Here is a 25,310-nt window from a genome sequence, read left to right as displayed (position 1 = left end):
GCCCGGTCGACTCCGGTCGACCGGGCCACGGCCTCGGCATGTGCCGATGGCGTACGGCCCCGTACGCCTACCTCCGCGTGGGCCGGTAATGGCGGGCGGCCCACGCCCGGAAGTGCGGTGCCCGGGCGATGAGTTCCTCGTAGGCGGCCAGGGCCGCGCCGAAGAGCGTCTCCGTGACCTCGTCGGACACCCGCTCTCGGTGCCACACCAGCACATAGCGGCACCACAGCGGTGTGCCGGCCAGCGGCTTGACGACCACACCCGGGTTCGGCTTGCACGTCGCCTGGACGACGGAGATCCCCACCCCGTCGGCGATCATCCGTTGCAACTGGTCCCGGTCACCGAGGTACTCGTGCACGGTGGCGGGTCTGAAGCCGGCCGCCTGGAAGGCGTCGTAGCAGACACCGGGCCAGCCCGCACCGTCGTCGGGTGTCAGGAACCACGCGTCCCCGGCCAGATCGAGCAGCGGCACGTCCAGTTGCCCGCTCGCCGGGTGGGCGGCGGGCAGCGCCACGAAGCTGGGCTCGGTGACGATGCCGCGGCGCACCACGGCTTCCGAATGCCGTAGCTCCCGCCCGGGATAGTCGACCGCGACGGCGATGTCCAGCTTGTCGTCCTCCAGCAGCCCGATGATCTCGGCTGAGGAGTACACGCTGCTCACCTGCGTGGTCAGGGACGGCAGGACGGTGCGCGCCCGCTGTAGGAGCCCCGGCAGGATGGGCGTGTTGGTCGCGGCTACCCGCAGTACCCGATCGGTCCCACGGCGGCCCGCGGTGGACCGGCGCCCGATCGTGCTCGCCAGCGCCACCACCTCCCGGGCCTGCACCACCACCTCGACCCCGAAGCGCGTCGGTGTCACCCCCGCACTGCCCCGGACGAAGAGGTCCTCGCCCATGAGCCGCTCGATGCGCTTCAGCTGACTGCTGACCGCGGGCTGCGAGCACCCCAGGACGGTGGCCGTCCGGCCAAGGCTCTGCGTGTCGGCGATCGTGCACAGAATCCGCAGGTGTCGGAGTTCGAGTTCCATCAGTACCCGCCCCAGGTCTCTCAGGAGTGGGCCAACTTTACGTCCGATCTTGGCTTTTTGGGGTTCTGGTACGGGCCGGAGCAGTCTGGAGACTTTTTCGGGTTCGCCGAACTGCCTTTGTTTCGCGGGGTGGTGGAGCCGCCGGCCGAACGGGACGGCCGCCGCTGTACGACCTGGTCCGGCCCGCCGCAACGAAGTCCCGGTCGCCGCCGCCCGACTGCCCCGGCGACCCGCGGCCTTCGGGCCCGACTCCGGTCGGCAGCAAGGCCGTTACCCGATCCTCGGCATCGGCCATCACCTTGGTTCCAGGTCTATGACGTGTGACATTGCACTGGTACCTTCTTCCCACCACCAGTCAAGGAGCTGTTGCATGACCAACTCAGCGAGGCCCTGGCACGGAGTCCACGTCGCCACGGCCCTGCCGTTCCACGGAGATCTGTCGGTCGACTACGACGCCTTCGCCGAGCATGTCCGCTTCCTGGCCGCCGGCGGTTGTGACGGCGTGACGCCCAACGGCTCGCTGGGCGAGTACCAGACGCTGACCGCCGAGGAGCGCGCCCGCGTCGTCGAGACCGCTGTGCAGGCCGCCCCCGACGGCTTCGGCGTGATGCCGGGCGTGGCCGCGTACGGTGCCTTCGAGGCCCGCCGCTGGGCCGAGCAGGCCGCCGAGGCCGGCGCCACCTCGCTGCTGCTGCTGCCGCCCAACGCCTACCGGGCGGAGCGGGCGGCGGTGGTGGAGCACTACCGCGAGGTCGCCAAGGTCGGGCTGCCGGTCGTGGCCTACAACAACCCGATCGACACCAAGGTCGACCTCACCCCCGACCTGCTCGCCGAGCTCTTCCAGGAGGGCACGATCGTGGGCGTCAAGGAGTTCACCGGCGACGTCCGCCGGGCCTACCAGATCAGCGAACTGGCGCCGGGCCTGGACCTCCTCGTCGGCGCCGACGACGTGCTGCTCGAACTGGGCATGGCGGGTGCCGTCGGCTGGATCGCCGGCTACCCGAACATGATCCCGCGCAGCACCGTCGAGCTGTACCGGCTGGCCACCTCCGGCGACCCGGCCGACCTGGCCCGCGCGCTGCCGGTCTACCGCGACCTGCACCCGCTGCTGCGCTGGGACTCCAAGACCGAGTTCGTGCAGTCCATCAAGCTGTCGATGGACATCGCCGGGCGCAGGGGCGGCGCCTGTCGGCCGCCGCGGCTGCCGCTGTCGCCCGAGCAGACCGCCCGGATCACCGCCGACACCGAGGCGGTCATCGCCAAGGGGTACAAGTGAGGTCCCGCCGCACTTTCCACGCCGTCGACTCGCACACCGAGGGCATGCCGACCCGGGTCGTCGTCGGCGGCGTGGGCACCATCCCCGGCGCCACGATGGCCGAGCGCAGGCGCTGGTTCATGGAGAACAGCGACGACGTACGCACGCTGCTGATGTACGAGCCGCGCGGACACGGTGCGATGAGCGGCGCGATCCTGCAGCCGCCCACCCGCCCCGACGCGGACTTCGGCGTGCTGTTCATCGAGGTGTCCGGACTGCTGCCGATGTGCGGCCACGGCACGATCGGCGTGGCCACCGTCCTGGTCGAGACCGGGATGGTGCCGGTCACCGAGCCGGTCACCACCATCCGGCTGGACACCCCCGCCGGACTCGTCGTCGCCTCGGTGGCGGTCGAGGACGGCGCGGCCACCTCCGTCACCCTCGCCAATGTGCCGTCCTACGCCCACGCGCTGGACGCCACCGTCGAGGTGCCCGGGTACGGCGAGGTGCGCTACGACCTCGCCTTCGGCGGCAACTTCTACGCGATCGTCGAACTCGCCGATCTCGGGCTGCCGTTCGACCGGTCCAGGTCCGGCGACCTGCTGTCCGCTGGACTGGCGGTGATGGACGCGGTGAACGCCGCGGATCCGCCCGTCCACCCCGAGCGCGACGACATCGCCGGCTGCCACCACGTCTACCTCAAGGCCCCCGGGTCGACCGCCCGGTTGTCGCGGCACGCCATGGCCATCCACCCGGGGTGGTTCGACCGCTCGCCGTGCGGCACCGGCACCAGCGCGAGGATGGCGCAGCTCCACGCCCGCGGTGAACTCGCCGTCGGGCAGGAGTTCGTGAACGAGTCCTTCATCGGCACCCGCTTCACCGGACGCCTTCTCGGCGAGACCACCATGGGGCCGCACGCCGCGGTGCTGCCCTCCATCACCGGCCGCGCCTGGGTCACCGGGACTTCGCAGTTCCAACTCGACCCGAGCGACCCCTTCCCCGCGGGGTTCCTGCTGTGAACGTGCACTCCACCTCCCACGTACAGAGCCTGGGCCAGCGGGAGACGCTGCGCGAGCGCGTCCGGGACGCGCTGCGCGCAGCGGTCATCTCCGGCGAGCTGGAACCGGGCATGGTCTACTCCGCGCCCACCCTCGGCGCGAGGTTCGGCGTCTCGCCCACGCCCGTCAGGGAGGCCATGCTCGACCTGGCCAAGGAGGGCCTGGTCGTCGCCCAGCCCAACAAGGGCTTCCGGATCACCGAGGTCTCGGAGCAGGACCTGGACAACCTCGCCGCGGTGCGCCTGCTCATCGAGCCGCCGACGGTGCGTGCCTGTGTGCCCGTCATCCCCGAGGAGGACTTCCCGACCCTGCGGGAACTGGCGCAGGCCATCGTGGACGCGGTCGAACGCGGCGACCTGGTCGGCTACGTAAGGGCGGACCACGTCTTCCACCTGACGCTGCTCGGCTACAGCGGCAACCGGCAGCTGGTGGACGTCGTGTCCGACCTGCGCACCCAGACCCGGCTGCTGGGTCTGGCCCCGCTGCTGCACAGCGGCCGGCTGGGCCACTCGGCAGTCGAGCACCACGAGCTGATGGACCTCATCGAGCGCCGTGACGCGCAGGCCGCCGAAGAACTGATGCGTCGTCATATCGGCCATGTGCGCGGCCTGTGGGCGAGCGGCCCGGGGGAGTCGTGAGCGCGGCACGGCGCGGTGCCGGCCCGGGGACTTCCGGCGGCGGGAGCGCGGACCTGGTGATCGTCGGCGCGGGCGTCGTCGGTGCGGCCGCCGCGTATTTCGCGGCGCTCGCCGGCCTGCGGGTGGTCGTCGTCGAGCGCGGCGCCATCGCCGGCGGCACGTCCAGCGCGGGGGAGGGCAACCTGCTGGTCTCCGACAAGGAGGCCGGCCCCGAGCTCGACCTCGCGCTGTACTCGCAGGCCGTCTGGCGGGAGGACCTCGCCGAGCACGCCGACCGCTGGGAGTTCGAGTCCAAGGGCGGCCTCGTCGTCGCCGCGACCATGCAAAGTCTTTGCACCCTGCGGGAGTTGAGCGTCCAGCAGCGCGCGAGCGGCGTCGAGGTCCAGGACGTCGGGCAGGACCGGCTGCACGACTACGAGCCGCACCTGGCGAAGGACCTGGCCGGGGCGGCGTTCTATCCGCAGGACGCGCAGGTGCAGCCGATGCTGGTGGTCGCCCACCTGCTGCGTCTCGCCCGGGACAGGGGCGCGCACGTGCACACCGGCACCGAGGTGACCGGCTTCCTGCGCAGCGGGGACCGGGTCACCGGGGTCCGTACCAGCGCGGGCGACATCCCCGCGGCCGCCGTGCTCAACGCGGCGGGCACCTGGGCCGGCGAGGTCGCGGCCCTGGCCCGGGTCGCCGTCCCGGTCCGCCCCCGGCGCGGCTTCGTGCTCGTCACCGAACCCATGCCGCCGCGCACCATCCGGCACAAGGTGTACGCCGCCGAGTACGTCGGCGACGTAGCCAGTTCCGACGCGGCTCTGCAGACCTCGCCGGTGGTGGAGGGCACCGACAGCGGAACCATCCTCATCGGCGCCTCCCGCGAGCGGGTCGGCTTCGACCGTACGGTGTCCGTGCCGGCGATCAGCATGCTCGCGGCCAAGGCCGTCGCCTTGTTCCCGATGCTGCGGCAGGTGCGGCTGATGCGCACCTACCACGGCTTCCGCCCGTACTGCCCCGACCATCTGCCCGTCATCGGCGCCGACCCGCGTGCCCCCGGCCTGTGGCACGCCTGCGGCCACGAGGGCGCCGGCATCGGACTGGCCGCCGGCACGGGCAAGTTGATCGCCCAGGCCATGACCGGCGAGCAGCCGGGCCTGGACCTGGCGCCGTTCGCCCCCGACCGCTTCTCCGACCGCTTTCCCGACCGGCCCGAGGACGTTGCCGAGGGAGATTCCGCATGACCTACCGGATGACCTTCCGCGGCACCGGAATCCCCGCCGAGCCCGGCCAGAGCGTCGCCGCGGCCCTGGTCGCCGCCGGGATCACCGACTGGCGCACCACCCGCAAGGAGGGCCGGCCGCGCGGCCTGTTCTGCGGCATCGGCGTCTGCTTCGACTGCCTGATCACCGTCGACGGCGCACGGGCCGAGCGCGCCTGCCTGGTCCCCGCGGCCGACGGCATGCGGCTGGGGGACGCGTTGGAGAGCGGCGACGTGGCGGAGTCCGGGGGCGTGTTGGCGGGCGCCGGCGATGCGGAATCCGGCGACGCGCTGGATGGTGAAGGCGATCCGGAGTCCGGCGACGCGCAGGACACCTGCGACGACAGCCGTGCCGCGCAGCACGCAGAGGAGGACGGCGATGGCGCACATTCATGACGTGACCGTGGTCGGGGCCGGGCCGGCCGGACTCGCGGCCGCCGTCGGGGCGGCGGAGGCCGGGCTCGACGCGGTCCTGGTGGATGCTGCCGGGCAGCCCGGCGGCCAGTTCTGGCGGCACTTCGACGAGGACCATGCCCGCCCGGAGGACCGCCGCGGCCACCACGGCTGGCCCACTTTCACCGGTCTGCGCGACCGGCTGTACGCCTTGAGCGCCGCCGGACGCGTCCGCTACCTGCCCGGCCACCAGGTGTGGCTCGCCACCCGGGACGGAGACGGGACGTTCAGCCTGCGCGTCACGCCCACCGTGCCGGACCCGGACGCGGGCCCCGACGGGCCCATCGCCGATCCCGTCGAGGCCCGTGCGCTGATCCTGTGCCCCGGTGGCTACGACCGCCAACTGCCCGTGCCCGGTTGGGAGTTGCCCGGCGTCATGACCGCCGGCGGCGTCCAGGCGCTGCTCAAGGGCCACCGCACGCTCGCCGGCCGGCGCACCGTCGTCGGCGGCACCGGACCCTTCCTGCTGCCGGTGGCCGCCGGGCTCGCGCGCGCCGGCGCGCAGGTCGCCGCGGTCGTCGAGGCCAACGCCACGCTCGGCTGGCTGCGCGACCCGGTCGGCACGGTCTCCGCGCCCGGCAAGGGGGCCGAGGCCGCGCAGTATGCCGCGGTGCTCGCCCGGCACCGCATCCCGTACCGGACCAGGACCGTCGTCCGCGCGATCCTCGGCGACGGCAAGGTCGAGGCCGTGCGGATCGCGAAGGTGGACCGCCAGGGCCGGCCGGCCGGACCCGAACGGGAGCTCGCCGCCGACCTGGTGGCCCTCGGCTGGGGGTTCACCCCCTCGCTGGAACTCCCGCTCATGCTCGGTGCCGCGACCCGGCAGGATCGCGACGGCGCGCTCGTCGTGGCGGTCGACGCACTGCAGCGCAGCAGCGTCGACGGCGTGTACGTGGCCGGCGAGGCCACCGGCGTGGGCGGCTCGGCCCTGTCCGTCAGTGAGGGCCGGCTGAGCGCCCTCGCCCTGGCCGCCTCGCTCGGCCGCGGGCGGTCCGGTACGACGGCAGGTTCGGTTACGACCCCGGGCTCCGGCAACGCAGCATCTCCCGCGGCCGGGATCCGCCGCGTCCAGGGCCGCATCCGGCGGGCGCGGCGGTTCGCCGCCGCCATGCACCGCACCTACCCCGTGCCGGCCGCCTGGCCGGGGTGGCTGTCGGACTCGACCGTGGTGTGCCGCTGCGAGGAGGTCACCTACGGGGATCTGCGCCACGCCCACGACGACCTCGGTGCGACCGACGCGCGCACCCTGAAGATGCTGGCACGGCCCGGCATGGGCTGGTGCCAGGGCAGGATCTGCGGATACGCGACCGCGGGCATCGCGGCCTGCCTCGGCGGCCGCACGGTCACCGCGGACGACCTGCGCCCGCTCTCCGGCCGCACCCCCGCGGCCCCGGTGCGACTCGGCGAACTCGCGGCCGTCGCCGAGGCCGTGACGGCCGGCCGGGCCGACGGGGAACCCCGGCCGGACGGAGAGACGACGAACCGGGACGGTGAGTGACACGGTGACCGGGGTGCCGAGCATGGACCCCGCGTACGGTCGAATCCCGAGGACCGGTCGGGACGGGGGCCACGGCGGCCCACGGGGGCACCGCTGCGCGGGCCGTCCATGTGACCGGCCACCGCGGCCGCAGTCCCGGTAGCCCCGGGCAGCACGTCGGTGCACAGCACCACCGTGATGCCTACGTGAGTTGTTCCCACTTGGTCCGGGTGAGTTCGTACTCGACTTCGCCGTGCTCGGAGCCTTCGATCGCGTCGGGCCAGTCCCCTGCGAAGTTACGGAGGAAGGACAGTCCCGCTTTCTCCATCACACGCCTGGATGTCCAGAGCGAGCAGGTGGTCGACGTCGGCCTCGGTGAACGCGCGCAGCACCAGCCGATCGGTCTCCAGGAAGATGTTCATGCCGCGATCTTCACGACCGGCAGCAGGGCCCGCCACCGGATATTCGCAGCAGGCCGGTGAAGGGTGGAGTTCATGCCACTCGGGGCTCTGGGCCCGGGACGTTCGACGAGGTGGCCTCGTCCGAAGCGGGCCCCGAGCCCCGGGTCCTACCCTTCTTCGCTGCCCAGCAGGAGGACAGTCGTCCCGATTTCCGCGAGCCGGTCGGCCAGGTCGGGGCGGAGCGTGAGCCGTGCGGTCCTCACCGCGTCGTCGATCACCGTGAGCACCGCGCCGACGAGGAGCTTCCCCTCGGCGGTGTCGAGCCCGGGCCTGGCGTCCCCGAGGAGCCGGCCCCACAGCGCGAGGTAGTCACGCTGGACCTGACGGCTGCTCCGGCGGTACTTCTCGGGCAGCTGGTCGAGTTCAGTGAGCAGCAGGCCGATGAGGCGACTGTTCTCCAGGGCGAAGTCGATGTACGAGCGGAGCAGGGACTCCAGCGCTTCCATGGGACTGGAGGCGCCGTCCAGGGCCTGGTCCGTGCCGACCTGTCGCCGTTCGCCGCCCCGGACCACGGCTGCCACGAGCAGGTCGGTCTTGCTGGGGAAGTGCTTGTAGATGCTGGGGCCGGTGCTGCCGACCGCCTCGCCGATGTCGTCGGTGCTGACGGACTGGAAGCCGCGTTCGTCGAAGAGCCTGATCGCTTCCGTCAGCAGCTGTTCGCGACGGGAGGCGACCTGCGTCGCGGAGCCGGCCGGTGCCTGCGCCCGCCGGGCCGGCCGAGTGGTGTCGGTGGGCGAGCCCAGACGGCAGTACGCCACACTCCGGGTGATCTCGTGCATGAGCTCCTCAAGCCTGCGCCGGGAAAGGGTGATCCGCTGCCGGGAGGCACTCGACGTGATGGCGAGAAGGGCCCAGGCGAGCAACTCGCCGTCCTCCGGGGAGAGGTCCGTACGCGCCTCCCGGACCAGAGAGGCCAGCTGGGCGGCGATCCCGTTGAGCTGCTGGCGCAGTTCCTCGCGTCGCGCGTCCGTGAGGTGACGGGCCTCGCGCTGCCAGAGCGTGGCCAGGCCGCGTCGTTCCGCACCCACGGTCGCGAGCGTCGCCAGCAGCTCGTCCGGGTCCACTGCCTCACGCACCGTGGCTTCCAGGAGGCCGAGGCCCTTGCCCACGACCTCGGAGAGCAGTTCCCGCTTGTTGCGGAAGTGGCGGTACAGCGCGGGGGCGGTGATGTCCACGGCCGCCGCCACGTCGGCGACGGAGACGTTGTGGAAGCCGCGCTCGCGGAACAGGTCTCCGGCCGCGGCGAGGATGAGCTCCCTGCGGTCCGGGGGCCTCCGTGCCACCACCCGCTTGATCTCCCCTGTCCGCACCGGTCGGCCCCCTTTTTGTCGGCGGCCCGGATGACCGGGCCGCAAGTCAGGCTAGTACATGCACTGCGGGCCGGGACGCTGGGCGGGCGGGCGTTCGCGCCACCCGCGGGCACCGTGGTCCCGCCCGGTCGGCACGGCCGGAACGAGGTTATCCCGAACGCGGCGATTGAAGAAGCGAAGACTAACCGGCCCCACTGAAGATGCGGGATCAGCGGCGATGGATTGCGTGCGACGTCTAGACACGATGGTTAGCGCGAATTAACTTAGTGCTCGCCCCTGTGAGATTCCTCCAGGCAGACCGAGGGGAGCGCCAGACGTGCGCCGAACCGTGTTCACCGAAGATCACGAAGCCTTCCGCCAGACCATTCGCACTTTCATCGACAAGGAGGTGGCACCCGGCTACCAGGAGTGGGAGCGCGCCGGCCTGGTCCCACGGGACCTCTACTTCAAGCTGGGCGAGCTCGGCGTCTTCGGCATCGGAGTCCCCGAGGAGTACGGGGGCGCCGGCCAGCGGGGACTCAAATACCAGGCCGTGATCCAGGAGGAGCTCGCCCGGCAGGCGGTCAGCTTCGGAGGTTCGTCCGTGCACTCCGGACTGTGCCTGCCGTATCTCCTCGCCTACGGAACGCAGGAGCAGAAACAGCGGTGGCTCCCGGGCTTCGTCTCCGGCCGGATCATGACGGCCATCGCCATGACCGAGCCCGGCGCGGGCTCCGACCTCGCAGGCATCCGCACCAGCGCCAAGCTCTCCGATGACGGCACCCACTACACGCTGAACGGCGCCAAGACCTTCATCAGCGGCGGCGTCCTGGCCGACCTGGTCCTGGTCGTCTGCCGTACCTCACCGGCCCGTGAGGACGACCGCAGGGCGGGCCTGACGATCCTGTGTGTGGACACCACGAGCGAGGGCTACACCGTCGGTCGCAAGCTGGAGAAGATCGGGCTGCGCACCAGCGACACCGCCGAACTCTCCTTCAGTGATGTCGTGGTGCCCGTCGAGAACCGTCTCGGCACGGAGGGCGAGGCATTCTCCTACCTCACCCGCAACCTGGTGCCGGAGCGGCTGGGCTGTGCGACCGCAGGTTACGCGCAGGCCTCCGCCGCGCTTGGGTTCGCCCGCGACTACGTGCGGGAGCGCCAGGTCTTCGGCAAGCCCGTGGCGTCGTTCCAGAACACCAAGTTCGTACTCGCTGAGTGCGCCACGGAGGTCGAGGCCCTCCAGGCGATGGTCGACCGGGGTCTTGAACTGTTCGAGACGGACGAGCTGTCGGTGGCCGACGCGGCCAGGCTGAAACTGTTCAGCACCGAGGTCGCCGGCCGCGTGATCGACAAGTGCCTCCAGCTGCACGGCGGTTACGGCTACATGCTGGAGTACCCGATCGCCCGCCTGTACGCCGACACCCGGGTCTCACGGATCTACGCCGGTTCCAGCGAGGTCATGAAGACCATCATCGCCAAGGACCTCGGCCTCTGACACCCCGGCGCCCTGACGTGATGGGCCACCGGGCGCCCGCACCCCCCATCCTCCGGAGCACGCCGTGCCACAGCATCCCCTTCCCGTCACGCCGGGTACCAGTACCCGGCCGGCCCTCGACACCGATGGACCGATCCCCCAGCAGGGTGGCTCCGGACCGGCCGCCGGCCTCGGCAGCGACCTCGTCGGTTTCCTGAGCCTCGATCAGCTGGACCGCGACCTGTTCCGCGGATGGTGCCACGCGGGCCTGCCGCTGCGCGCGTTCGGCGGACAGGTCGCCGCGCAGGCACTCACCGCGGCCGGCCGCACCACGGCGGACGGCCACCATGTGCACTCCCTGCACGGCTACTTCCTGCGTGCGGGGGACACCCGGCAGCCCATCCTCTACCACGTCGACCAGCTGCGGGACGGGCGCAGCTATCTCTCCCGGCGGGTCACCGCCGTCCAGGGAGGCGTGGCCATCTTCACGCTCTCCGCGTCCTTCAAGCTCCCCGAGCGGTACGGGGACCGCCACCCGCGCATTCCCGACGCACCGTTGCCCGAGGAGCTGCCCGATCCGTACGAGCCGTGGGCCGCGGGCGACCCGGAAGGCTTCGAGATGTCCCAGTGGCGCCGGGTGATGGCCATGCGGTTCGTACCGGACGAGCGGCAGCCGCCACCGGGACTCAACCAGCAACTTGTGTGGCTGAAGTCCACCGAGAAGCTGCCGGACGACCCGCTGCTGCACGTCTGCGCCCTCGCCTACTGCTCCGATCTCACCCTCGCCCCCACCGCGGCCCTCGACAGCGAGAGGCCCCGGCCGCTTCGGGACGGGCCACCGCGGTTCTTCATCACCTCGCTCGACCACGCCATGTGGTTCCACCGCCCCTTCCGGGCCGACGAGTGGATGCTGTTCGCCCAGCGCAGCCCCTCGGCCGGTGACGGGCGAGGCCTGTCACTGGGGGAGTTCTGGACACGTGAAGGAACCCTCGTGGCCTCCGTCGTCCAGGAAGCGGTGCTCCGCCCCCACCGCTCGTAATCGCATTCACCACTCATCAAGGGAGTTCTCCATGTCCGGTGCCTGGCCGATGAACATGCCCCGTGGTCTCGACTATCCACCCGTGGGTGTGGACGCGGTCCTCGCAGGTGCCGCCCGCGCCTACCCCGAGCGGGTCGCCGTGCGTGACGGCGATGAGACGCTCACCTATCCCGAGCTGTACGAGCAGGCCCTGCGGGTGGCGGGTGGTCTGCGCGGGCGCGGTATCCGGCCCGGTGATGTCGTGGCGCTGCACATGCCCAACTCCATGTGGTTCACGGTCGCCTACTACGGAGCGCTGTGTGCCGGTGCGGCGGTCGCCCCGATCAACCCGGCCCAGCCGGCTCTCGTACTGGGCGAACAGCTCGCGGAGGTCACGGCGAAGGCCGTGATCACCAGCCCGACGGGTGCGGGCACGGCCGTGGAGGCCACCGCCGGGGCGGCGAGCTCGGTTGAGCTCGTCGTGTGCGTGCCGCCCACCGCGGCAGCTCCCGCCCGGTCGGAGCCGCGGCAGGGGCTGGTCGAACTGGCCGAGCTGCTGTCCGCGGAGCCGCTGCGGGATTACCGGGTGGACGCCGAGATGGTCGCCCACCTGCAGCTGACGGGGGGCACCACCGGCCGCGCCAAGGCGGTGCGGGTGCTGCACCGCAACATCGTCGCCAACGTGGTGCAGATGCACGGCTGGCGCTCCGCGTGCCTGCCGCACCTGGACGACGAGGGCGGCCTGCGCTTCACCCGGATCCCCGAGGCCGTCACCGCGCACTCGCTGACACCCGGTGACTGTGTCTGCGTCGCGGTGGCACCGCTCTTCCACGGGCTCGGTCTGGTCAGTCAGAGCCTCAACGTCGCAGCCGGCGCCACGGTGGTGATTGCGGGCCGCTTCGACCCCGATGCCCTCTTCGCCGACATCGAGAGGTACGGAGTGACCCATATGGGCGGCTCCCCGGCGATGTACTACGCGATGCTGCGCAGCCCCGCCCTCACCAAGCACGATCTGTCCTCGGTCCGCCTGGTCAACTCCGGTGCGGCTCCCATCGACACCACCGCCCTGCACACGCTGAGCGAACACTTCCCCCGCGCCTTCGTCGCACAGGGCTACGGGCTGAGCGAGGCCACCATGGGCGTCACCGGTGCCCCGCTGGCATGTGACGTCGAGACCCCGCCGGACAGTGTGGGCGTTCCGGTGTTCGACACCGAGATCCAGATCCGCGGTGCTGACGGCACCGCAGTCCTGCCGGTGGGCGAGACCGGTGAAGTGTGGGTCCGCGGCCCGGCGGTTGCCGATGGCTACCACGGCCACCCCGAGCTGACCGCACTCCAGTTCCGCGACGGATGGCTGGTCACCGGCGACATGGGACGCCTCGACGAACACGGCCACCTCTTCCTCGTCGGCCGCTCCAAGGACCTGATCATCTACAAGGGCTACAACGTGTATCCGCAGCCGCTGGAGGAGATCCTGTGCTCCCATCCGGCCATCGCCCAGGCGGCGGTCGTCGGCACACCCAGCGAATCCGCCGGCGAGGTGCCCGTCGGTTTCGTGGTGCTGCGTCCGGACGTGGCGGAAGAGGCCGGCCGTGGCGACGAGTTCGCCGAAGAGGTGATGGCCTACGTCGCCGAGCGCGTCGCGCCGTACCAGAAGGTCCGCGCCCTCCACATCGTCGGCGCCCTTCCCCTCAGCCCCACCGGTAAAATCCTCAAGACCGAACTGCGCGAGCGCGGGAACGCCGACGACTGAGCGTCTCCGAAGGCGAGTTCACAGAAATTGAAGAATGCGGTCAGCCCCGCCGGGCGGCGGGGCTGACCGCATGTGTGTCGGACGCGGGAGCGCGCGGAAAGGCCTCAGCTCCGGTCGGCGGATTCGGCGGATTCTGACGACGTGTCGCGCAGCCGGCGCTTGAGGACCTTACCGGCGGCCGACAGGGGCAGGGCGTCCGTGAACTCGACGGTTCCGGGGGCTTTGTAGCCGGCGATCAGCGTCTTGGCGTGCGTGCGGATCTCCCCGGCCGTCGCGCTCGCGCCGGGCTTGAGGACGATCACGGCGTGCACCCGCTCGCCCCACCGAGGGTCCGGGACGCCTATGACGGCGCAGGAGGCGACGGCGGGGTGAGTGGCGAGTGCCTTCTCCACCTCGCCGGAGTAGACGTTCTCTCCACCCGTCACGATCACGTCCTTGAGCCGGTCGACGACGTAGACGTAACCGTCCTCGTCCATGCGGGCGGCATCGCCGGTGTGCAGCCAACCGCCGCGCAGCGCTTCCGCCGTTTCTTCGGGCTTGTTCCAGTACCCGAGCATCACGCTGTCACCGCGCATCAGGACCTCGCCGGTCTCGCCCCGGGGCAGTTCCTCGCCGTCGGGGCCGGCGATCCGGACCTCGCAGTGCGGTGTCGCGCGGCCCGCCGAGCGAAGCCGGGGGCCGCCGGCGGCATGTTCTTCCCTGCCCAGCACCGTGATCATGGCGCTCTCGGTCATCCCGTAGCCCTGCACGAAACCGCTGTGCGGGAAGGCCTTCATCGCCTGCTCCAGTACGGCCGTGGAGATGGGTGAAGCTCCGTAGCCGACGGACCGGACGCTGTCCAGGTCGTACCGGCCGACGTCGGGGTGCTCGACCACCTGCTGGAGCATGGTGGGCACCAGGCCCATGGTGGTCACCCGGTGCCGCTGCACGGCCTCCAGCACCGCGGCCGGTTCGAAGGCGGGCAGGAACACGAGGGTGCCGCCCAGGAGGTTCTGCGCGAGCCAGCCGGCGACGGCGGCGATATGGAACATCGGCGCCGAGACGAGGGTGACGCCGCCGGCTTGCGCGACGCGGTTGACCATCTGGGCACCGTAGGCGGACGTCAGCAGCCCCCGCGCACCGATCATGACGCCTTTGGGGAACCCTGTGGTGCCGCCGGTGTACAGCAGTGCGGCCAGGCTGTCGCCGTCGGCGCGCAGATCCGCTGCGGGGGCCGATGAGGCGATCAGGTCCTCGTAACAGTGCGTCGTGTCCGGAGCGGGTCCGTCGCCGCAGTGCACCACGGTGCGCAGTCGCGGGCACAGCTCGCGCAGCTGGGGGACGAGCCGGGTGAAGGCGGCGTCGACGAGAAGGACCTCCGAACCGGAGTCGCGCAGCGAGTACGCGATCTCCTGCGGGCTCCAGCGGATGTTGACCGGATTGACCACGGCTCCCGCCCACCATGTGGCGAGAAACGTCTCGTGGTGGCGGTCGGAGTTCAGAGCGAGGATCGCGACCCGGTCGCCCTTGGCCACGCCGAGGCTCCGCAGCCCGCCTGCGAGCCTGGCCACGCGGTCGGCGACCTCGCGGACGGTACGGACACGACCTCCGCAGATCGTCATGGGCAGGTCGGGGGTCTGTTGGAGCGCACGGTGCAGCGACTGCGTGAGAAACACGTGGACCACCAATCCGGAGCGTGCTGTCGATGATTCAGTTCAATGCGTCGTTCGGGGCAGGTCGCCCCGGGGCTCAGGCGATGACCCCGCGTTCGGCCAGCGCGTCCATCACCTGCTCGTCCAGGCCCGCAGCTCCCAGCACCTCACGGGTACCGCTGCCGATTGGCGGTGCGGGCCGGGGGGCGGCGGCCGGGGTGCCCAGGAAGCGGGGTGCGGTGCCCGGCTGGACGGCGCCGTCGGCGCTGGTCGTGTAGGTACCGCGCCCGGCGTTGTGCGGGTGGGTGGCGGCTTCGGCGAGGCTGAGGACCGGGGTGACGCACGCGTCCTGTCCGGTGAAGGCGGCCGTCCACTCGTCCCGGCTGCGGGTCGCGAAGACCTCCGCCATCCGTTCGGCCATGCGTGGCCAGGCTGCTCTGTCCAGCTGCCCGGCGAAGAGGGGATCTTCCGCCAGGCCGAGCACGCGCAGGGTCGTCGCGTAGAACCGCGGTTCCACGCAGCCGACCGCCATGTGCCCTCCGTCCGATGTGCGGTAGGCGCGGTAGAAGGGCGCGCCGCCGTCGAAGAGGTTGGACTCGCGGTGGTCGGTCCAGCGGCCCGCGGCCATCAGCCCGTGGACCAGGGCGAGTTGGAGCGCGGTTCCGTCGGTCATGGCCGCGTCCACCACCTGTCCCTTGCCGGTGGTCCTGGCGCTGAGCAGCGCGGTGGTGATGCCCAGGGCGAGCAGCATGCCGCCGCCACCCATGTCACCCACGAGGTTGAGCGGGACGACGGGGTCGCCGTCAGCGGGACCGATCGCGCCGAGGGCGCCGGCGACAGCGATGTAGTTGATGTCATGGCCCGGGGCCTGCGCGAGCGGTCCGTCCTGGCCCCATCCGGTCATCCTTCCGTAGACAAGTCCGGGGTTGCGCGCCAGGCAGGTCTCGGGGCCCAGGCCCAGGCGTTCGGCGACGCCGGGCCGGAAGCCCTCGATGAGAGCGTCGGCGGTGTCGGCCAGACGCAGCGCGACATCCGCTCCGTCCGGGGCCTTGAGGTCGACGGCGACCGAGACACGGCCCCGGTGGAGCACTCTGTCCGAGGCTGATCGCTGTGCTCCCGGCCGGTCGACGCGGATCACCTCGGCGCCGAGGTCCGCGAGGATCATGCCGCAGAACGGGCCCGGTCCGATGCCGCCCAGCTCGATGACGCGGATCCCGGCGAGTGGTCCGGCCGGGACGGCGGGTGGGACGGCGGCAAGGTCAGTGCTCATGAACGTACGTCCTTCGGGGGTGAGGAATGCCCGGAAGCCGCCCCTCCGCTGAGTGGCCGGGGGAGGGGCGACCGGAGGAGCGGCTTCGTCGGGCGACGTCGGGCCGCTTACAGGCCGAGGTCCTTGGCGATGATGGTCTTCATGACCTCGTTGGTGCCGCCGTAGATCCGCGAGACCCGGGTGTCCGCGTACAGGCGGGCGATCGGGTACTCCACCATGTAGCCGTAACCGCCGTGCAGCTGGAGGCACTTGTCGATCACACGGCCCGCGACCTCGGTGCAGAACAGCTTGATACGGGCGGCGTCGGCCGCGGTCAGCTCACCGGTGTCGTCGAGCTCGATGCCCTTGTCGGCCATGGCCTGGGCGGCCTCCACCTCGGTGGAGCACTCGGCGAGCACGAATTTGGTGTTCTGGAAGGAGGCCACGGGCTTGCCGAACACCTGTCGCTGCTGGACGTATTCCCTGGCGTAGTCGACCGCGGCCGTTGCGGAGGCGACGCCGCCGACCCCGATGGAGAGCCGCTCACGCGGCAGGTTCTGGCCGAGGTAGGAGAAGCCCTTGTCCTGTTCGCCGAGCAGGTTCTCCACGGGAACCCTCACATCGGTGAAGGACAGCTCGGAGACGTCTGCCGAGTGCTGGCCGATCTTCTCCAGCCGGCGCCCGTATGCGAAACCCTCGCTGTCGGTGGGGACGACCAGCAGACTCAGCCCGGTGCGGCGGTCCGATGGATCCGGGGCCGAGGTACGGGCGACGACGACGCACAGTTCGGAGTTGAGCGCGCCGGAGATGAAGGTCTTGGCGCCGTTGAGGACGTAGTGGCTGCCGTCATCGGAGAGCCTGGCGGTGGTGCGGATGCCTGCGAGATCGGAGCCGGTACCCGGCTCGGTCATGGCGATGGACAGGGTGATGTCGCCAGCGGCGACGCCGGGCAGCCAGCGCTTCTTCTGCTCGTCGCTCGATATGCGCAGCAGGTACGGCAGGACGATGCTGGTGGATACCGAGTAGTGCCCGAGGTGGACACTCGCGCGTGCGGTCTCCTCGGAGATGATCGCCTGGTACTTGTAGCTGGTTTCGCCCGGGCCGCCGTGCTCCTCGGGAATCCCGAAGCCCATCACGCCCAGGGCGCCGAGCTTGCGGAACAGTTCCCGCGGGGTGCGGCGGTCCGCCTCCCACTCCTCGAAGTGCGGGCTCACCTCCTTGGCGATGAAGCTCCGGATCATCGTCCGGAAGGCATCGTGTTCTTTGTTGTAGATGGTGCGTTTCATGCCCTTGTCCCCTGGTTCCGAAGTGGTCAGTGCCGGGCTGCGTCGACGGTCAGGCACTGCCCGCTGACGTAGTTGGCTTCCTGTGTGCACAGCAGGTACACGGCGCCGGCTGCCTCGGCCGGGGTGCCGGGGCGGCCGAGCGGAATCATCCTGGCGGCGTTGGCGGCGTGCTGGGCGTTGATGCCGACCTTGATCCTCCGGCCCTCGATCTCGATGAAGGCGTCGTCGGCGGCGGTGGCCTCCGTCATACGGGTGAGGATGAAGCCGTAGGCGACGGCGTTGACGTTGACCTTGTAGCGGCCCCACTCCTTGGCCATGGTCTTGGTCAGGCCGACGACTCCGGCCTTGGCGGAGGAGTAGTTGACCTGGCCCGGATTGCCGAACTGACCGGAAACAGAAGAGATGTTGACGACCTTGCGGTGGTAGTCGGTCGGGTTGGCCTTGATGAACGGCTGGGCGGCGCGCAGGATCCGGAAGGGCGCCTTGAGATGGACGTCGAGGATGGCGTCCCACTGCTCGTCGGTCATCTTCTGGATGACGGTGTCCCAGGTGTAGCCGGCGTTGTTGACGATGATGTCGAGCCCGCCGAAGTGCTCGATCGCGGCATTCACGAAACGGTCCGCGAAGCCTTCCTCGACGACCGAGCCGGCGCAGGCGACGGCGTTCCCGCCTGCGGCCCGGATGGCCGTGACGGTCTCGTCCGCGGGCTCCTTGTCGAGGTCGTTGACCACGACGTTCGCGCCCTCGGCGGCGAACTTCAGCGCGATCTCACGGCCGATGCCACGGCCGGAGCCGGTGACAATGGCGGTCTTGCCGTCCAGGGTTCCCATGATGTGTACGTCCTTTGTCAGTCAGCGGTGACGATGGCGGAACCCCGGAGGGTCACGGTCCCGTCGGGGAGGGAGACGGTCAGGTCGAGGTGGGCGAGGCCGTCCTTCACCTCGGAGACGGTGCCGTGGCAGGTCGGCGACGAGTTCACCGGCGTGATCGCGGAGAACCGCACCTCGTACGAACGGATGCGCTCCTGCGGCACCCAGTTGGTGAGCAGCCTGCCGAGAAAGGCCATGGAGAGCATGCCGTGCGCGAAGACGTCCGGGATGCCGACCGCTTTGCAGGCGTCGATGTCGATGTGGACCGGGTTGTGATCGCCCGACGCGCCGGCATACAGCGCCAGCGTGGTGCGGGTGATCTTCGGGAGTTCAAGGGTGAGGCTGTCGCCGGTCTTCATGCGGTCGCCTCCTTGGCCGGCAGTTCGCGCACCACGACGGTGTTGCGTATCCGGGCGACGAGTTCCCCTTCGGGGCCTCCGGAGCCTGGACGGTGCCCCCGGTCGCGGGTCACCTCGGTGGTGCGAACGATGAACTGGAGGGCGCCACCCTTCTTCTCGTAGACGTCCGACACCTCGGTGGCGAAGGTCAGCCGGTCACCCGCATAGGCCAGGGCGTGGTACTCGAAGGACTGCTCCCCGTGCAGGATCGTGCGGATGTCGATGCCGAGCTCCCGGAGGAAGGAGGAACTGTCGGGCTTCTCCGCGTCCAGACAGACGAGGAAGGTGGGCGGCACGGGAAGGTCACGGTGTCCGGCCTGCTCGGCTGCCTCCGGGTCGGTGTACACGCGGCCGTTCTGGCCGGTCGCCTTGGCGAAGAAGCGCAGCCTTCCGCGCTCCACCTCCACCGAGTGTTCGGGGGACCGGCTGCCGATGATGCTGGGGTCGACGGGCATCTCAGGAGACCCTCTCGAAGAGGGTGATGACGCCGGCGGTGCCGAGCCCGAGGTTGTGCTGCAGCCCCAGGGTCACGTCGTCGACCTGGCGGGCGCCGGCCTGGCCACGAATCTGCCAGGTGATCTCCGCGGCCTGGGCCAGGCCGGTGGCGCCCAGCGGGTGGCCCTTGGACAGCAGTCCGCCGGACGGGTTCGTGACGACGCGTCCGCCGTAGGTGTTGTCGCCGCTGAGGATGAACTCCTCCGCGCCGCCCTCGTCGCACAGGCCCAGGCCCTCGTAGCAGAGGACCTCGTTGACGGTGAAGCAGTCGTGCAGTTCGACGACCTTGATGTCGCGCGGGTCGACGCCGGCCTGCTCGTAGATCTCGGTGGCGGCGGCTCGTGTGACATCGCTGCCGACCAGCGAGATGGCGCTCTCCTTCGCGAACAGGCCGGCGTCGTCCGAGACGAGGGTCTGGGCCTTGATGGCGACGTCGGTGCGCAGCCCGTGCCTGCGGGCGAAGTCCTCGCTGCACACGACCGCCGCTGCCGCACCGCAGGTGGGCGGGCAGCACTGGAGCCGGGTCAGTGGGCCGGACATCTGGGGGGAGTCCAGCACCTCCTGCTCGGTGATGGGCGAACGGAACACCGCGTAGGGGTTTCCGGCCGCGTGCCGGCGGGCCTTGACGGAGACCTTGGCGAAGGTCTCCGGCTTCATCCCGTACTTCTCCATGTACTCGACACCGGCGGCGCCGAAGTACTGAGGGGTCATCGGGGCCTTGGGATCGACCGCGAAGACCTTTTCCAGGGTCTTGCTGAAGTCGGTCAGCGGGGAGGGCCTGTCCTGCCAGCCCCCGCCCAGGGCTCCCGGCGGCATCTGCTCGAAGCCGACAGCCAGCGCGCACTCCACGGCGCCGCTCTCGACGGCCTGCCGCGCAAGCCACAGAGCCGAGGAGCCGGACGCGCAGTTGTTGTTGACGTTGAGGACCGGGATGCCGGTCATCCCGACCTGGTAGACGACGCGCTGGCCACAGGTCGAGGCGCCGTAGACATACCCGGCGTAGACCTGCTGGATCTTTTCGTAGGGGAGACCGGCGTCGTCCAGAACGGCACGGACGGCCCCCGCACCCATCTCGTCGTACGTCTTGGCGGCGCTGGGCTTGGCGAAGGGGACCATGCCGACACCGGCCACCAGTACTCTGCGACTCATGCATCCTCCTGCATCACTGGTTAGCGTGTTTTCACTTTTAACATTGAAACGGCTGCTGTCAAGGGGTGTTGTGGGCTGGAGTCAGGTGTTCAAGCCTTCTCTTCGCTGTTCATTCCGCATGATGGGGTCCGCCCGGATCGCGGGGTGTGCCGCGTGTCGGGCCGTTTGGGCACCCCGGTGCACGGCCCGTAAGGGGCCTGGTTATCTAACCTTCACTTCTTGCGGGAGTCTGTTCGCCGCCATCGAGCCCGGCCGAGGTGCGTGTTAACCGATCTGGGCATGACCTGCCAGTTTCGCCGCGTCCCGGTCGGGATTGGTCAGCAGGACGACTGCCAGCCCTCCGAGCACCATGGCGGCGCCCAGCATCATGAACCCGTGCCCGTAACCGTCGGCCGCCTTCTCGCTGGCGCCGACCAGTTTGCCGATGACGATCGGGGCGACGATCGCGCCCAGGCTGTAGAAGGCCGTGACGATGCCGAAAACGGTGCTGCGCTGTTTGGCCGGTACGACGTCGGCCAGGCCGGCGAACGCGACACCATAGCTGGACGCGCTCAGGGAGGTGCTGAGAATGATCAGGGCCATCTCCATGCCCCGAGGCCCCACCAGGGGGAAGGCGATCGTCGCCAGCCCGCCGGCCAGTACGAGGCAACCGGGCAGTATGCCCCGGGCCGCCCGGTTGGAGGCGCCGCGCTTGCTCATCGCGCGGGAGGCGAAGCCCACGAGGATGACGGACACCACCGTGCCCAGGAACGGCAGAGCGGTCAGCCGGCCGGTCGCGTTGGCTCCGTAGCCCAAACCGTCGCGCAGGTAGAGCGGCAGCCAGCTGATCATCACCGCGGTGCCGGCGTACGTGACGAGCAGCAGGAGCATCAGGCCGACGAGTGTGCCGGTGCCGAACAGCCGCCTCAGCGGGACGTGTTCGGGCAGCGTGTCGGTCGCCATGACCTCGCCGCCGTCGTCGTGGGCGAGGGGGCCGTCGCGGCCGACCGCCAGCCACAGTGCCGCCGCCACGACGCCGACCACGGCCAGCGCGCCGAACGCCGCGTGCCAGGAGTAGCTGGTGATCATCCAGGTGGCCAGCGGGGCGGCGACCACCGGCCCGATCCCCGCGCCGGCCACGACCAGTGAGCTGGGCACCGTCCGTTTGTGTGCGGGGAACCAGGAGTGCGTCGCCTGCATGGCCAGGGCGGTGGTGGGTCCCTCGGCGAAGCCGAGCAGGACACGGCAGGCGACGATGGCGGTGAAGCCGACCTGTCCCGCCATGGGGGCGAGGCTGACCGCCCACAACAGGGCGATGCCGCCGAGCAGCCAGCGGGCCTTCACCTTGCCGCCCAGCCATCCGCCGGTGATGCTGCCGACCGCGAAGAGACAGAAGAAGCTGCTCTGGATGACCCCGAACCGGTCGGGGCTCAGTCTCACCTCCCGCATGATGTCCACGCCGGCGACCCCCACGACGACCTTGTCGGCGAAGTTGGCGAGCATCAAGAGGAGGAGCACCGTCAGGACGGCCCATGCCCTGCGGCTGACTGCGGGCCCGACCGCAGGGGTCCCACGGCGTGGGGCGGCCCCGGCAGCAGCGTGCTGATCAATCGTCATGGATTCTCCCGGATTCAACGCCTGATTGGCCGGAAGTGAACCATCGCTAACATGGCGTGGCAAGGGTTTGGACAGTCCTGACGGCATCTCATGGCCGACGATCTTGGGTTATCAATGTTTCACTTAGTGCCCGCAGTCGAGCAACGTCTCGACGTTGACACCCGCTGAGGGGCTGTGGTTCTCTGCGAGCGATGGTGATCGGACGGTCATCAGGACCCGCGGACCACTCGATCCGCCACGTGTGAAGAGCAGGTGTCCTCACACACACCCACAGACGCGCCGCTCTGCGGGCCGCCCCCGGACGTTCACGCCGCGCGACCGCGCCCTGGCCGGATCGAAAACGCCATGACCGGGCACGGCCGCCGTTCACCGGACGGTGCGATGAGCACCTGGAGCCGGGCAGCCGCAGCCGACGGCAGATGGCGTCCCGGACTGTCACGACGGTTGATTCAAGGAGAGCTCCATGCAGCGCTTGAAGTTCCTCACGTACAACACCGACGGCCACGTCGCGGTCGTGAACCTCGCCCATCCGCCGGTCAACGCGGTGACGGAAACGATGTACCAGGAGATCCGGCATCTCTTCGGCAACACAGCCGAGTACCTTCCCGACGCCCGCGCCATCGTGCTCACCGGCGGTGAGAGCAAGCACTTCTGCGGTGGCAGCGACCTCAACGGATTCGCCGAACTCACCCCGGAGAACGCGCCCGAGCGGATGCGGACCGTCCGCGAGGCGTTCTGGGCGATCTACGACTGCCCCCTGCCGGTGATCGCCGCCGTGCACGGCGCGGCGCTCGGCACCGGTCTGGCCATCGCCGCCTCCTGCGACATGGTGATCGCTGCCGAAGGAGCGAAGATCGGACTGCCCGAGGTCGCAGTCGGCATGATGGGGGGCGCCAAGCACGCGTCCCGTCTGGTGCCGCCTGCCCTGGCCCGGCTGCTCCACTACACCGCTGATCCGCTGCCTGCCGAGGACTTCGTCGCTCACGGAGGCGTCCTCAAGGTCGTCCCGCGCGAGCGGTTGCTGGACGAGGCCACGGCGCTGGCTGCGCGGATGGCGCGCCACAGTCCGGTCGCGTTGGGCTTCGCCAAGCGCAGTCTGAACACGATCGAGTACATGGACCTCAAGTCGGGTTACGAGTTCGAGCAGGGACTCTCCGGCGAGCTGTCGGCCTACCCCGACGCCAAGGAAGCCGTTACTGCCTTCTTCGAGCGTCGCGAGCCGAAGTACACGGGGTGGGTGAACGATTGATGGCCAGTCCGGTCGACTACGCGCACGAGTTCCAGGGCAAGGCCGCCCTGATCACCGGCGGAGCCTCAGGTATCGGCCTGGCGACTGCCCGGCGTCTGGTCGCCGGTGGCGCGGCCGTCGCCCTCGCCGACTTCGACGAGGAAGGCGGCCGCAAAGCCGCTGCCGAGCTGACGGCAAGGGGAGCGCGCTCCCTGGCGATTCCGATGGACGTCGGTGACCCCGAGTCGGTACGCGTCGGAGTCGAGGAAGCCGCGGACTGCCTCGGCGGACTGCACCTGGTCGTCAACAGCGCGGGCATTACCGGGCGCAGGGAACTTCTCGGCGAGTACGCGCTGGACACATGGCACAGTGTGATCGCCACCAACCTGGACGGCGTCTTCCACTCGATGCGCTACACGCTGCCCGTCATCCTGGACTCCGGCGGCGGCGCCGTCGTCAATGTGTCCTCCATTCTGGGCATCAACGGCCGTATCGCGTCGAGCGCGTACACCGCCGCCAAGCACGGCGTGATCGGTCTGACCAAGACCGCAGCCCTGGAATACGCGACACAGGGTGTGCGCTTCAACGCCGTGGGCCCCGGCTTCATCGAGACCCCGATGATGACCCGCGCGGGCGAGGCGGCCCGCGACCATGCGGCCGGTCTGGCGCCGGTCCAGCGGGTGGGCACCGCCGATGAGGTGGCGGAGCTCATCGTCTTCCTGCTCTCCGACCGCGCGTCCTTCATCAACGGCAGCTACCACCTGGTCGACGGGGCGTACTCCGCGCGTTGACCGGTTGCCGGAGCGGAGGACGATCCAGACACGGAGGCCCCTGCAGATGAAAGCTGTCAGGTTTCACGCGTTCGGGAGTGCTCCCGAGGTGGTCACCGTGCCCGACCCCGAGCCGGGACCGGGCCAGGTCCTGCCGAACGCCTGATCCGCGGGCGAAGCCCCCCTGCCCGCACTGGGCCGGGGGGCTTCCTGCATCGTGAGGGGACGTCACAACAGCTCAAGAATGGTGGCGTTGGCCATACCGCCGCCTTCACACATGGACTGCAGGCCGTAGCGGATGCCGTTGTCGCGCATGTGGTGGACCAGGGTGGTCATGATGCGGGCGCCGGAGCCGCCGATGGGGTGGCCGATCGCCATGGCACCTCCGTTGGGGTTCATGCGCGCGTAGTCGGCCCCGGTCTCACGCAGCCAGGCGAGGGTGACCGAGGCGAAGGCTTCGTTGATCTCGAAGACGCCGATGTCGTCGAGGACCAGGCCGGACTTCTTCAGGGCTTTCGCGGTGGCCGGGATGGGGCCCTTGAGCATGGTGACGGGGTCGGTGCCGGCGATCACAGCGGTGTGGATACGGGCCATCGGCGTCCAGCCCTGCTGCTCGGCGACTTCGCTGGTGGTGATGAGCAGGGCGCCGGTGCCGTCGGAGATCTGGGAAGCGTTGCCTGCGGTGATGCTCCCGCCCTCACGGAAGGCGGGGTTGAGGCCGCCCAGCGTCTCCAGTGTGGAGCCTCGGCGCACGCCCTCGTCCGTATCGAAGACGCTGGTGGTGCCCTCGGCGTTGGTGACGCGGATGGGGGCGATCTGATGCGTGAAGCGGCCCTCGCCGATCGCTCGGAGTGCGCGGGCGTGCGAGTCCACGCCGTGCTGGTCCATCTCGGTACGGGAGATGCCGTACTCGTCAGCGATCAACTGGGCACCCGTACCCTGGTTGAAGCGGACGCCGTTGTAGCGCTCCCACACATCAGGCCCGAAGGGCTCGCCGAAGCGGCCCTCCATACGGGCGGTTCCCAGCGGAACCGCGCTCATGATCTCGACTCCGCCGGCCACGGCCACGTCGTACTGGCCTGATATGACGCCGGCCGCCGCCTGGTGCACGGCCTGCTGCGAGGAGCCGCACTGCCGGTCGACGGTCAGCCCGGGTACGGACTCGGGCCAGCCGGCGGCCAGCACCGCGGCGCGGCCTACGCAGCCGGACTGCATGCCGACGGCTCCGGCGCAGCCCCAGACGACGTCGTCGACCAACTCCGGTTCGAGACCGGTGCGTTCGACCAGGGCGTTGAGCACGTGGGCGGAGAGTGAGGCCGAGTGCATCGTCGACAGCGAGCCGTTGCGCTTGCCTACGGCGGTGCGTACGGCATCGACGATCACTGCGTCTCGTCGCATGGGGAATCTCCTTGCTGAGGGTGAGGGTGAGGGTGAGGGTGAGGGTGTACTGAGGGAAGGAAGGCGGACGGGGTGGGGGCGGCCCCCCTCTCGCA

Annotated in this window: 22 protein-coding genes and 2 pseudogenes; 11 read left to right on the top strand and 13 right to left on the bottom strand. The window is 70.2% G+C overall.

Annotated features, from left to right (window positions below; all coding sequences use genetic code 11):
- Positions 1-67: 67 nt before the first annotated feature.
- Positions 68-1,027 carry a LysR family transcriptional regulator gene (locus tag OG385_RS34115; RefSeq protein WP_266861700.1) on the bottom strand — a complete coding sequence of 320 codons (960 nt, stop codon included), beginning with the start codon at positions 1,025-1,027 and terminating at the stop codon, positions 68-70.
- Positions 1,028-1,397: 370 nt separating this feature from the next.
- Here OG385_RS34115 and OG385_RS34110 point away from each other — a divergent pair, with 370 nt between their 5' ends.
- The 6 genes and pseudogenes from OG385_RS34110 to OG385_RS34085 all read left to right on the top strand — a co-directional run bounded on the left by OG385_RS34110 (position 1,398) and on the right by OG385_RS34085 (position 7,172).
- On the top strand, positions 1,398-2,303 hold the full coding sequence (locus OG385_RS34110) for a dihydrodipicolinate synthase family protein (RefSeq protein ID WP_266861698.1): 906 nt from the start codon (positions 1,398-1,400) through the stop codon (positions 2,301-2,303).
- On the top strand, positions 2,300-3,301 hold the full coding sequence (locus tag OG385_RS34105; RefSeq protein WP_266861695.1) for a proline racemase family protein: 1,002 nt from the start codon (positions 2,300-2,302) through the stop codon (positions 3,299-3,301). The genes OG385_RS34110 and OG385_RS34105 overlap by 4 nt, the downstream gene beginning before the upstream one ends.
- Positions 3,302-3,303: 2 nt before the next feature.
- On the top strand, positions 3,304-3,978 hold the full coding sequence (locus tag OG385_RS34100; protein WP_266861693.1) for a GntR family transcriptional regulator: 675 nt from the start codon (positions 3,304-3,306) through the stop codon (positions 3,976-3,978).
- Positions 3,975-5,204: an FAD-binding oxidoreductase gene (locus tag OG385_RS34095; RefSeq protein WP_266861691.1), complete on the top strand. Its 1,230-nt coding sequence runs from the start codon at positions 3,975-3,977 to the stop codon at positions 5,202-5,204. The genes OG385_RS34100 and OG385_RS34095 overlap by 4 nt, the downstream gene beginning before the upstream one ends.
- Positions 5,201-5,431, top strand: a pseudogene (locus OG385_RS34090) ((2Fe-2S)-binding protein); the annotation flags it as partial. The gene OG385_RS34095 and the pseudogene OG385_RS34090, both read left to right, overlap by 4 nt.
- Positions 5,432-5,600: 169 nt before the next feature.
- Positions 5,601-7,172 (top strand): NAD(P)/FAD-dependent oxidoreductase, encoded by a 1,572-nt coding sequence (locus OG385_RS34085; RefSeq protein ID WP_266861689.1) that lies wholly within the window; start codon positions 5,601-5,603, stop codon positions 7,170-7,172.
- A 181-nt stretch (positions 7,173-7,353) separates the two neighbouring features.
- On the opposite strand, the pseudogene OG385_RS34080 reads toward OG385_RS34085, so the two are convergent.
- The 3 genes and pseudogenes from OG385_RS34080 to OG385_RS34070 all read right to left on the bottom strand — a co-directional run.
- Positions 7,354-7,491, bottom strand: a pseudogene (locus OG385_RS34080) (GNAT family N-acetyltransferase); the annotation flags it as partial.
- Complete coding sequence (locus tag OG385_RS34075; protein WP_266861687.1) at positions 7,448-7,573, bottom strand: hypothetical protein; 126 nt, start codon at positions 7,571-7,573, stop codon at positions 7,448-7,450. The pseudogene OG385_RS34080 and the gene OG385_RS34075, both read right to left, overlap by 44 nt.
- A 146-nt stretch (positions 7,574-7,719) precedes the next feature.
- The gene (locus OG385_RS34070) at positions 7,720-8,922 is read right to left on the bottom strand and encodes a TetR/AcrR family transcriptional regulator (RefSeq protein ID WP_266861685.1); all 1,203 of its coding nucleotides are present in this window, start codon (positions 8,920-8,922) and stop codon (positions 7,720-7,722) included.
- A 316-nt stretch (positions 8,923-9,238) separates the two neighbouring features.
- Here OG385_RS34070 and OG385_RS34065 point away from each other — a divergent pair, with 316 nt between their 5' ends.
- The 3 genes from OG385_RS34065 (at position 9,239) to OG385_RS34055 (ending at position 13,146) form a co-directional block, all read left to right on the top strand.
- Positions 9,239-10,396 carry an acyl-CoA dehydrogenase family protein gene (locus tag OG385_RS34065; RefSeq protein ID WP_266861683.1) on the top strand — a complete coding sequence of 386 codons (1,158 nt, stop codon included), beginning with the start codon at positions 9,239-9,241 and terminating at the stop codon, positions 10,394-10,396.
- 64 nt (positions 10,397-10,460) lie between these two features.
- Positions 10,461-11,414 (top strand): acyl-CoA thioesterase II, encoded by a 954-nt coding sequence (locus OG385_RS34060; RefSeq protein WP_266861681.1) that lies wholly within the window; start codon positions 10,461-10,463, stop codon positions 11,412-11,414.
- Positions 11,415-11,445: 31 nt separating this feature from the next.
- Positions 11,446-13,146, top strand: a complete 1,701-nt coding sequence (locus OG385_RS34055; protein WP_266861679.1) for a class I adenylate-forming enzyme family protein — start codon at positions 11,446-11,448, stop codon at positions 13,144-13,146.
- A 104-nt stretch (positions 13,147-13,250) separates the two neighbouring features.
- On the opposite strand, the gene OG385_RS34050 is transcribed toward OG385_RS34055, so the two are convergent.
- The 8 genes from OG385_RS34050 to OG385_RS34015 form a co-directional block, all read right to left on the bottom strand.
- Positions 13,251-14,801 carry a long-chain-fatty-acid--CoA ligase gene (locus OG385_RS34050; protein WP_266861677.1) on the bottom strand — a complete coding sequence of 517 codons (1,551 nt, stop codon included), beginning with the start codon at positions 14,799-14,801 and terminating at the stop codon, positions 13,251-13,253.
- A gap of 73 nt (positions 14,802-14,874) precedes the next feature.
- Complete coding sequence (locus OG385_RS34045; protein WP_266861675.1) at positions 14,875-16,047, bottom strand: CaiB/BaiF CoA-transferase family protein; 1,173 nt, start codon at positions 16,045-16,047, stop codon at positions 14,875-14,877.
- 107 nt (positions 16,048-16,154) lie between these two features.
- Positions 16,155-17,312 (bottom strand): acyl-CoA dehydrogenase family protein, encoded by a 1,158-nt coding sequence (locus OG385_RS34040; protein WP_266861672.1) that lies wholly within the window; start codon positions 17,310-17,312, stop codon positions 16,155-16,157.
- Positions 17,313-17,338: 26 nt separating this feature from the next.
- Entirely contained in the window at positions 17,339-18,142 is an 804-nt protein-coding gene (locus tag OG385_RS34035; protein WP_266861670.1) for an SDR family NAD(P)-dependent oxidoreductase, read from the bottom strand.
- 17 nt (positions 18,143-18,159) lie between these two features.
- On the bottom strand, positions 18,160-18,540 hold the full coding sequence (locus OG385_RS34030) for a MaoC/PaaZ C-terminal domain-containing protein (protein ID WP_266861668.1): 381 nt from the start codon (positions 18,538-18,540) through the stop codon (positions 18,160-18,162).
- Positions 18,537-19,034 carry a MaoC family dehydratase N-terminal domain-containing protein gene (locus OG385_RS34025; protein WP_266861666.1) on the bottom strand — a complete coding sequence of 166 codons (498 nt, stop codon included), beginning with the start codon at positions 19,032-19,034 and terminating at the stop codon, positions 18,537-18,539. The genes OG385_RS34030 and OG385_RS34025 overlap by 4 nt, the downstream gene beginning before the upstream one ends.
- 1 nt (position 19,035) lies before the next feature.
- Positions 19,036-20,223, bottom strand: a complete 1,188-nt coding sequence (locus OG385_RS34020) for a lipid-transfer protein (RefSeq protein WP_266861664.1) — start codon at positions 20,221-20,223, stop codon at positions 19,036-19,038.
- A 264-nt stretch (positions 20,224-20,487) separates the two neighbouring features.
- A complete protein-coding gene (locus OG385_RS34015) occupies positions 20,488-21,819 on the bottom strand; it encodes an MFS transporter (protein ID WP_266861662.1) in 1,332 nt (443 codons plus the stop codon).
- 463 nt (positions 21,820-22,282) lie between these two features.
- Here OG385_RS34015 and OG385_RS34010 point away from each other — a divergent pair, with 463 nt between their 5' ends.
- Positions 22,283-23,068, top strand: coding sequence for an enoyl-CoA hydratase-related protein (locus tag OG385_RS34010; RefSeq protein ID WP_266861660.1), 786 nt, complete (start codon positions 22,283-22,285; stop codon positions 23,066-23,068).
- A complete protein-coding gene (locus tag OG385_RS34005) occupies positions 23,068-23,838 on the top strand; it encodes an SDR family NAD(P)-dependent oxidoreductase (RefSeq protein WP_266861658.1) in 771 nt (256 codons plus the stop codon). Before OG385_RS34010 ends, OG385_RS34005 begins: the two co-directional genes overlap by 1 nt.
- A 207-nt stretch (positions 23,839-24,045) precedes the next feature.
- On the opposite strand, the gene OG385_RS34000 is transcribed toward OG385_RS34005, so the two are convergent.
- Positions 24,046-25,215: a thiolase family protein gene (locus OG385_RS34000; protein ID WP_266861656.1), complete on the bottom strand. Its 1,170-nt coding sequence runs from the start codon at positions 25,213-25,215 to the stop codon at positions 24,046-24,048.
- Between the last annotated feature and the right edge of the window lie 95 nt (positions 25,216-25,310).

The organism is Streptomyces sp. NBC_01306, from assembly GCF_026340465.1.
Taxonomy (GTDB): domain Bacteria; phylum Actinomycetota; class Actinomycetes; order Streptomycetales; family Streptomycetaceae; genus Streptomyces.
The sequence above is the reverse complement of the archived record's forward strand: the minus strand, read 5'-3'. Positions and strand labels throughout refer to the sequence as shown.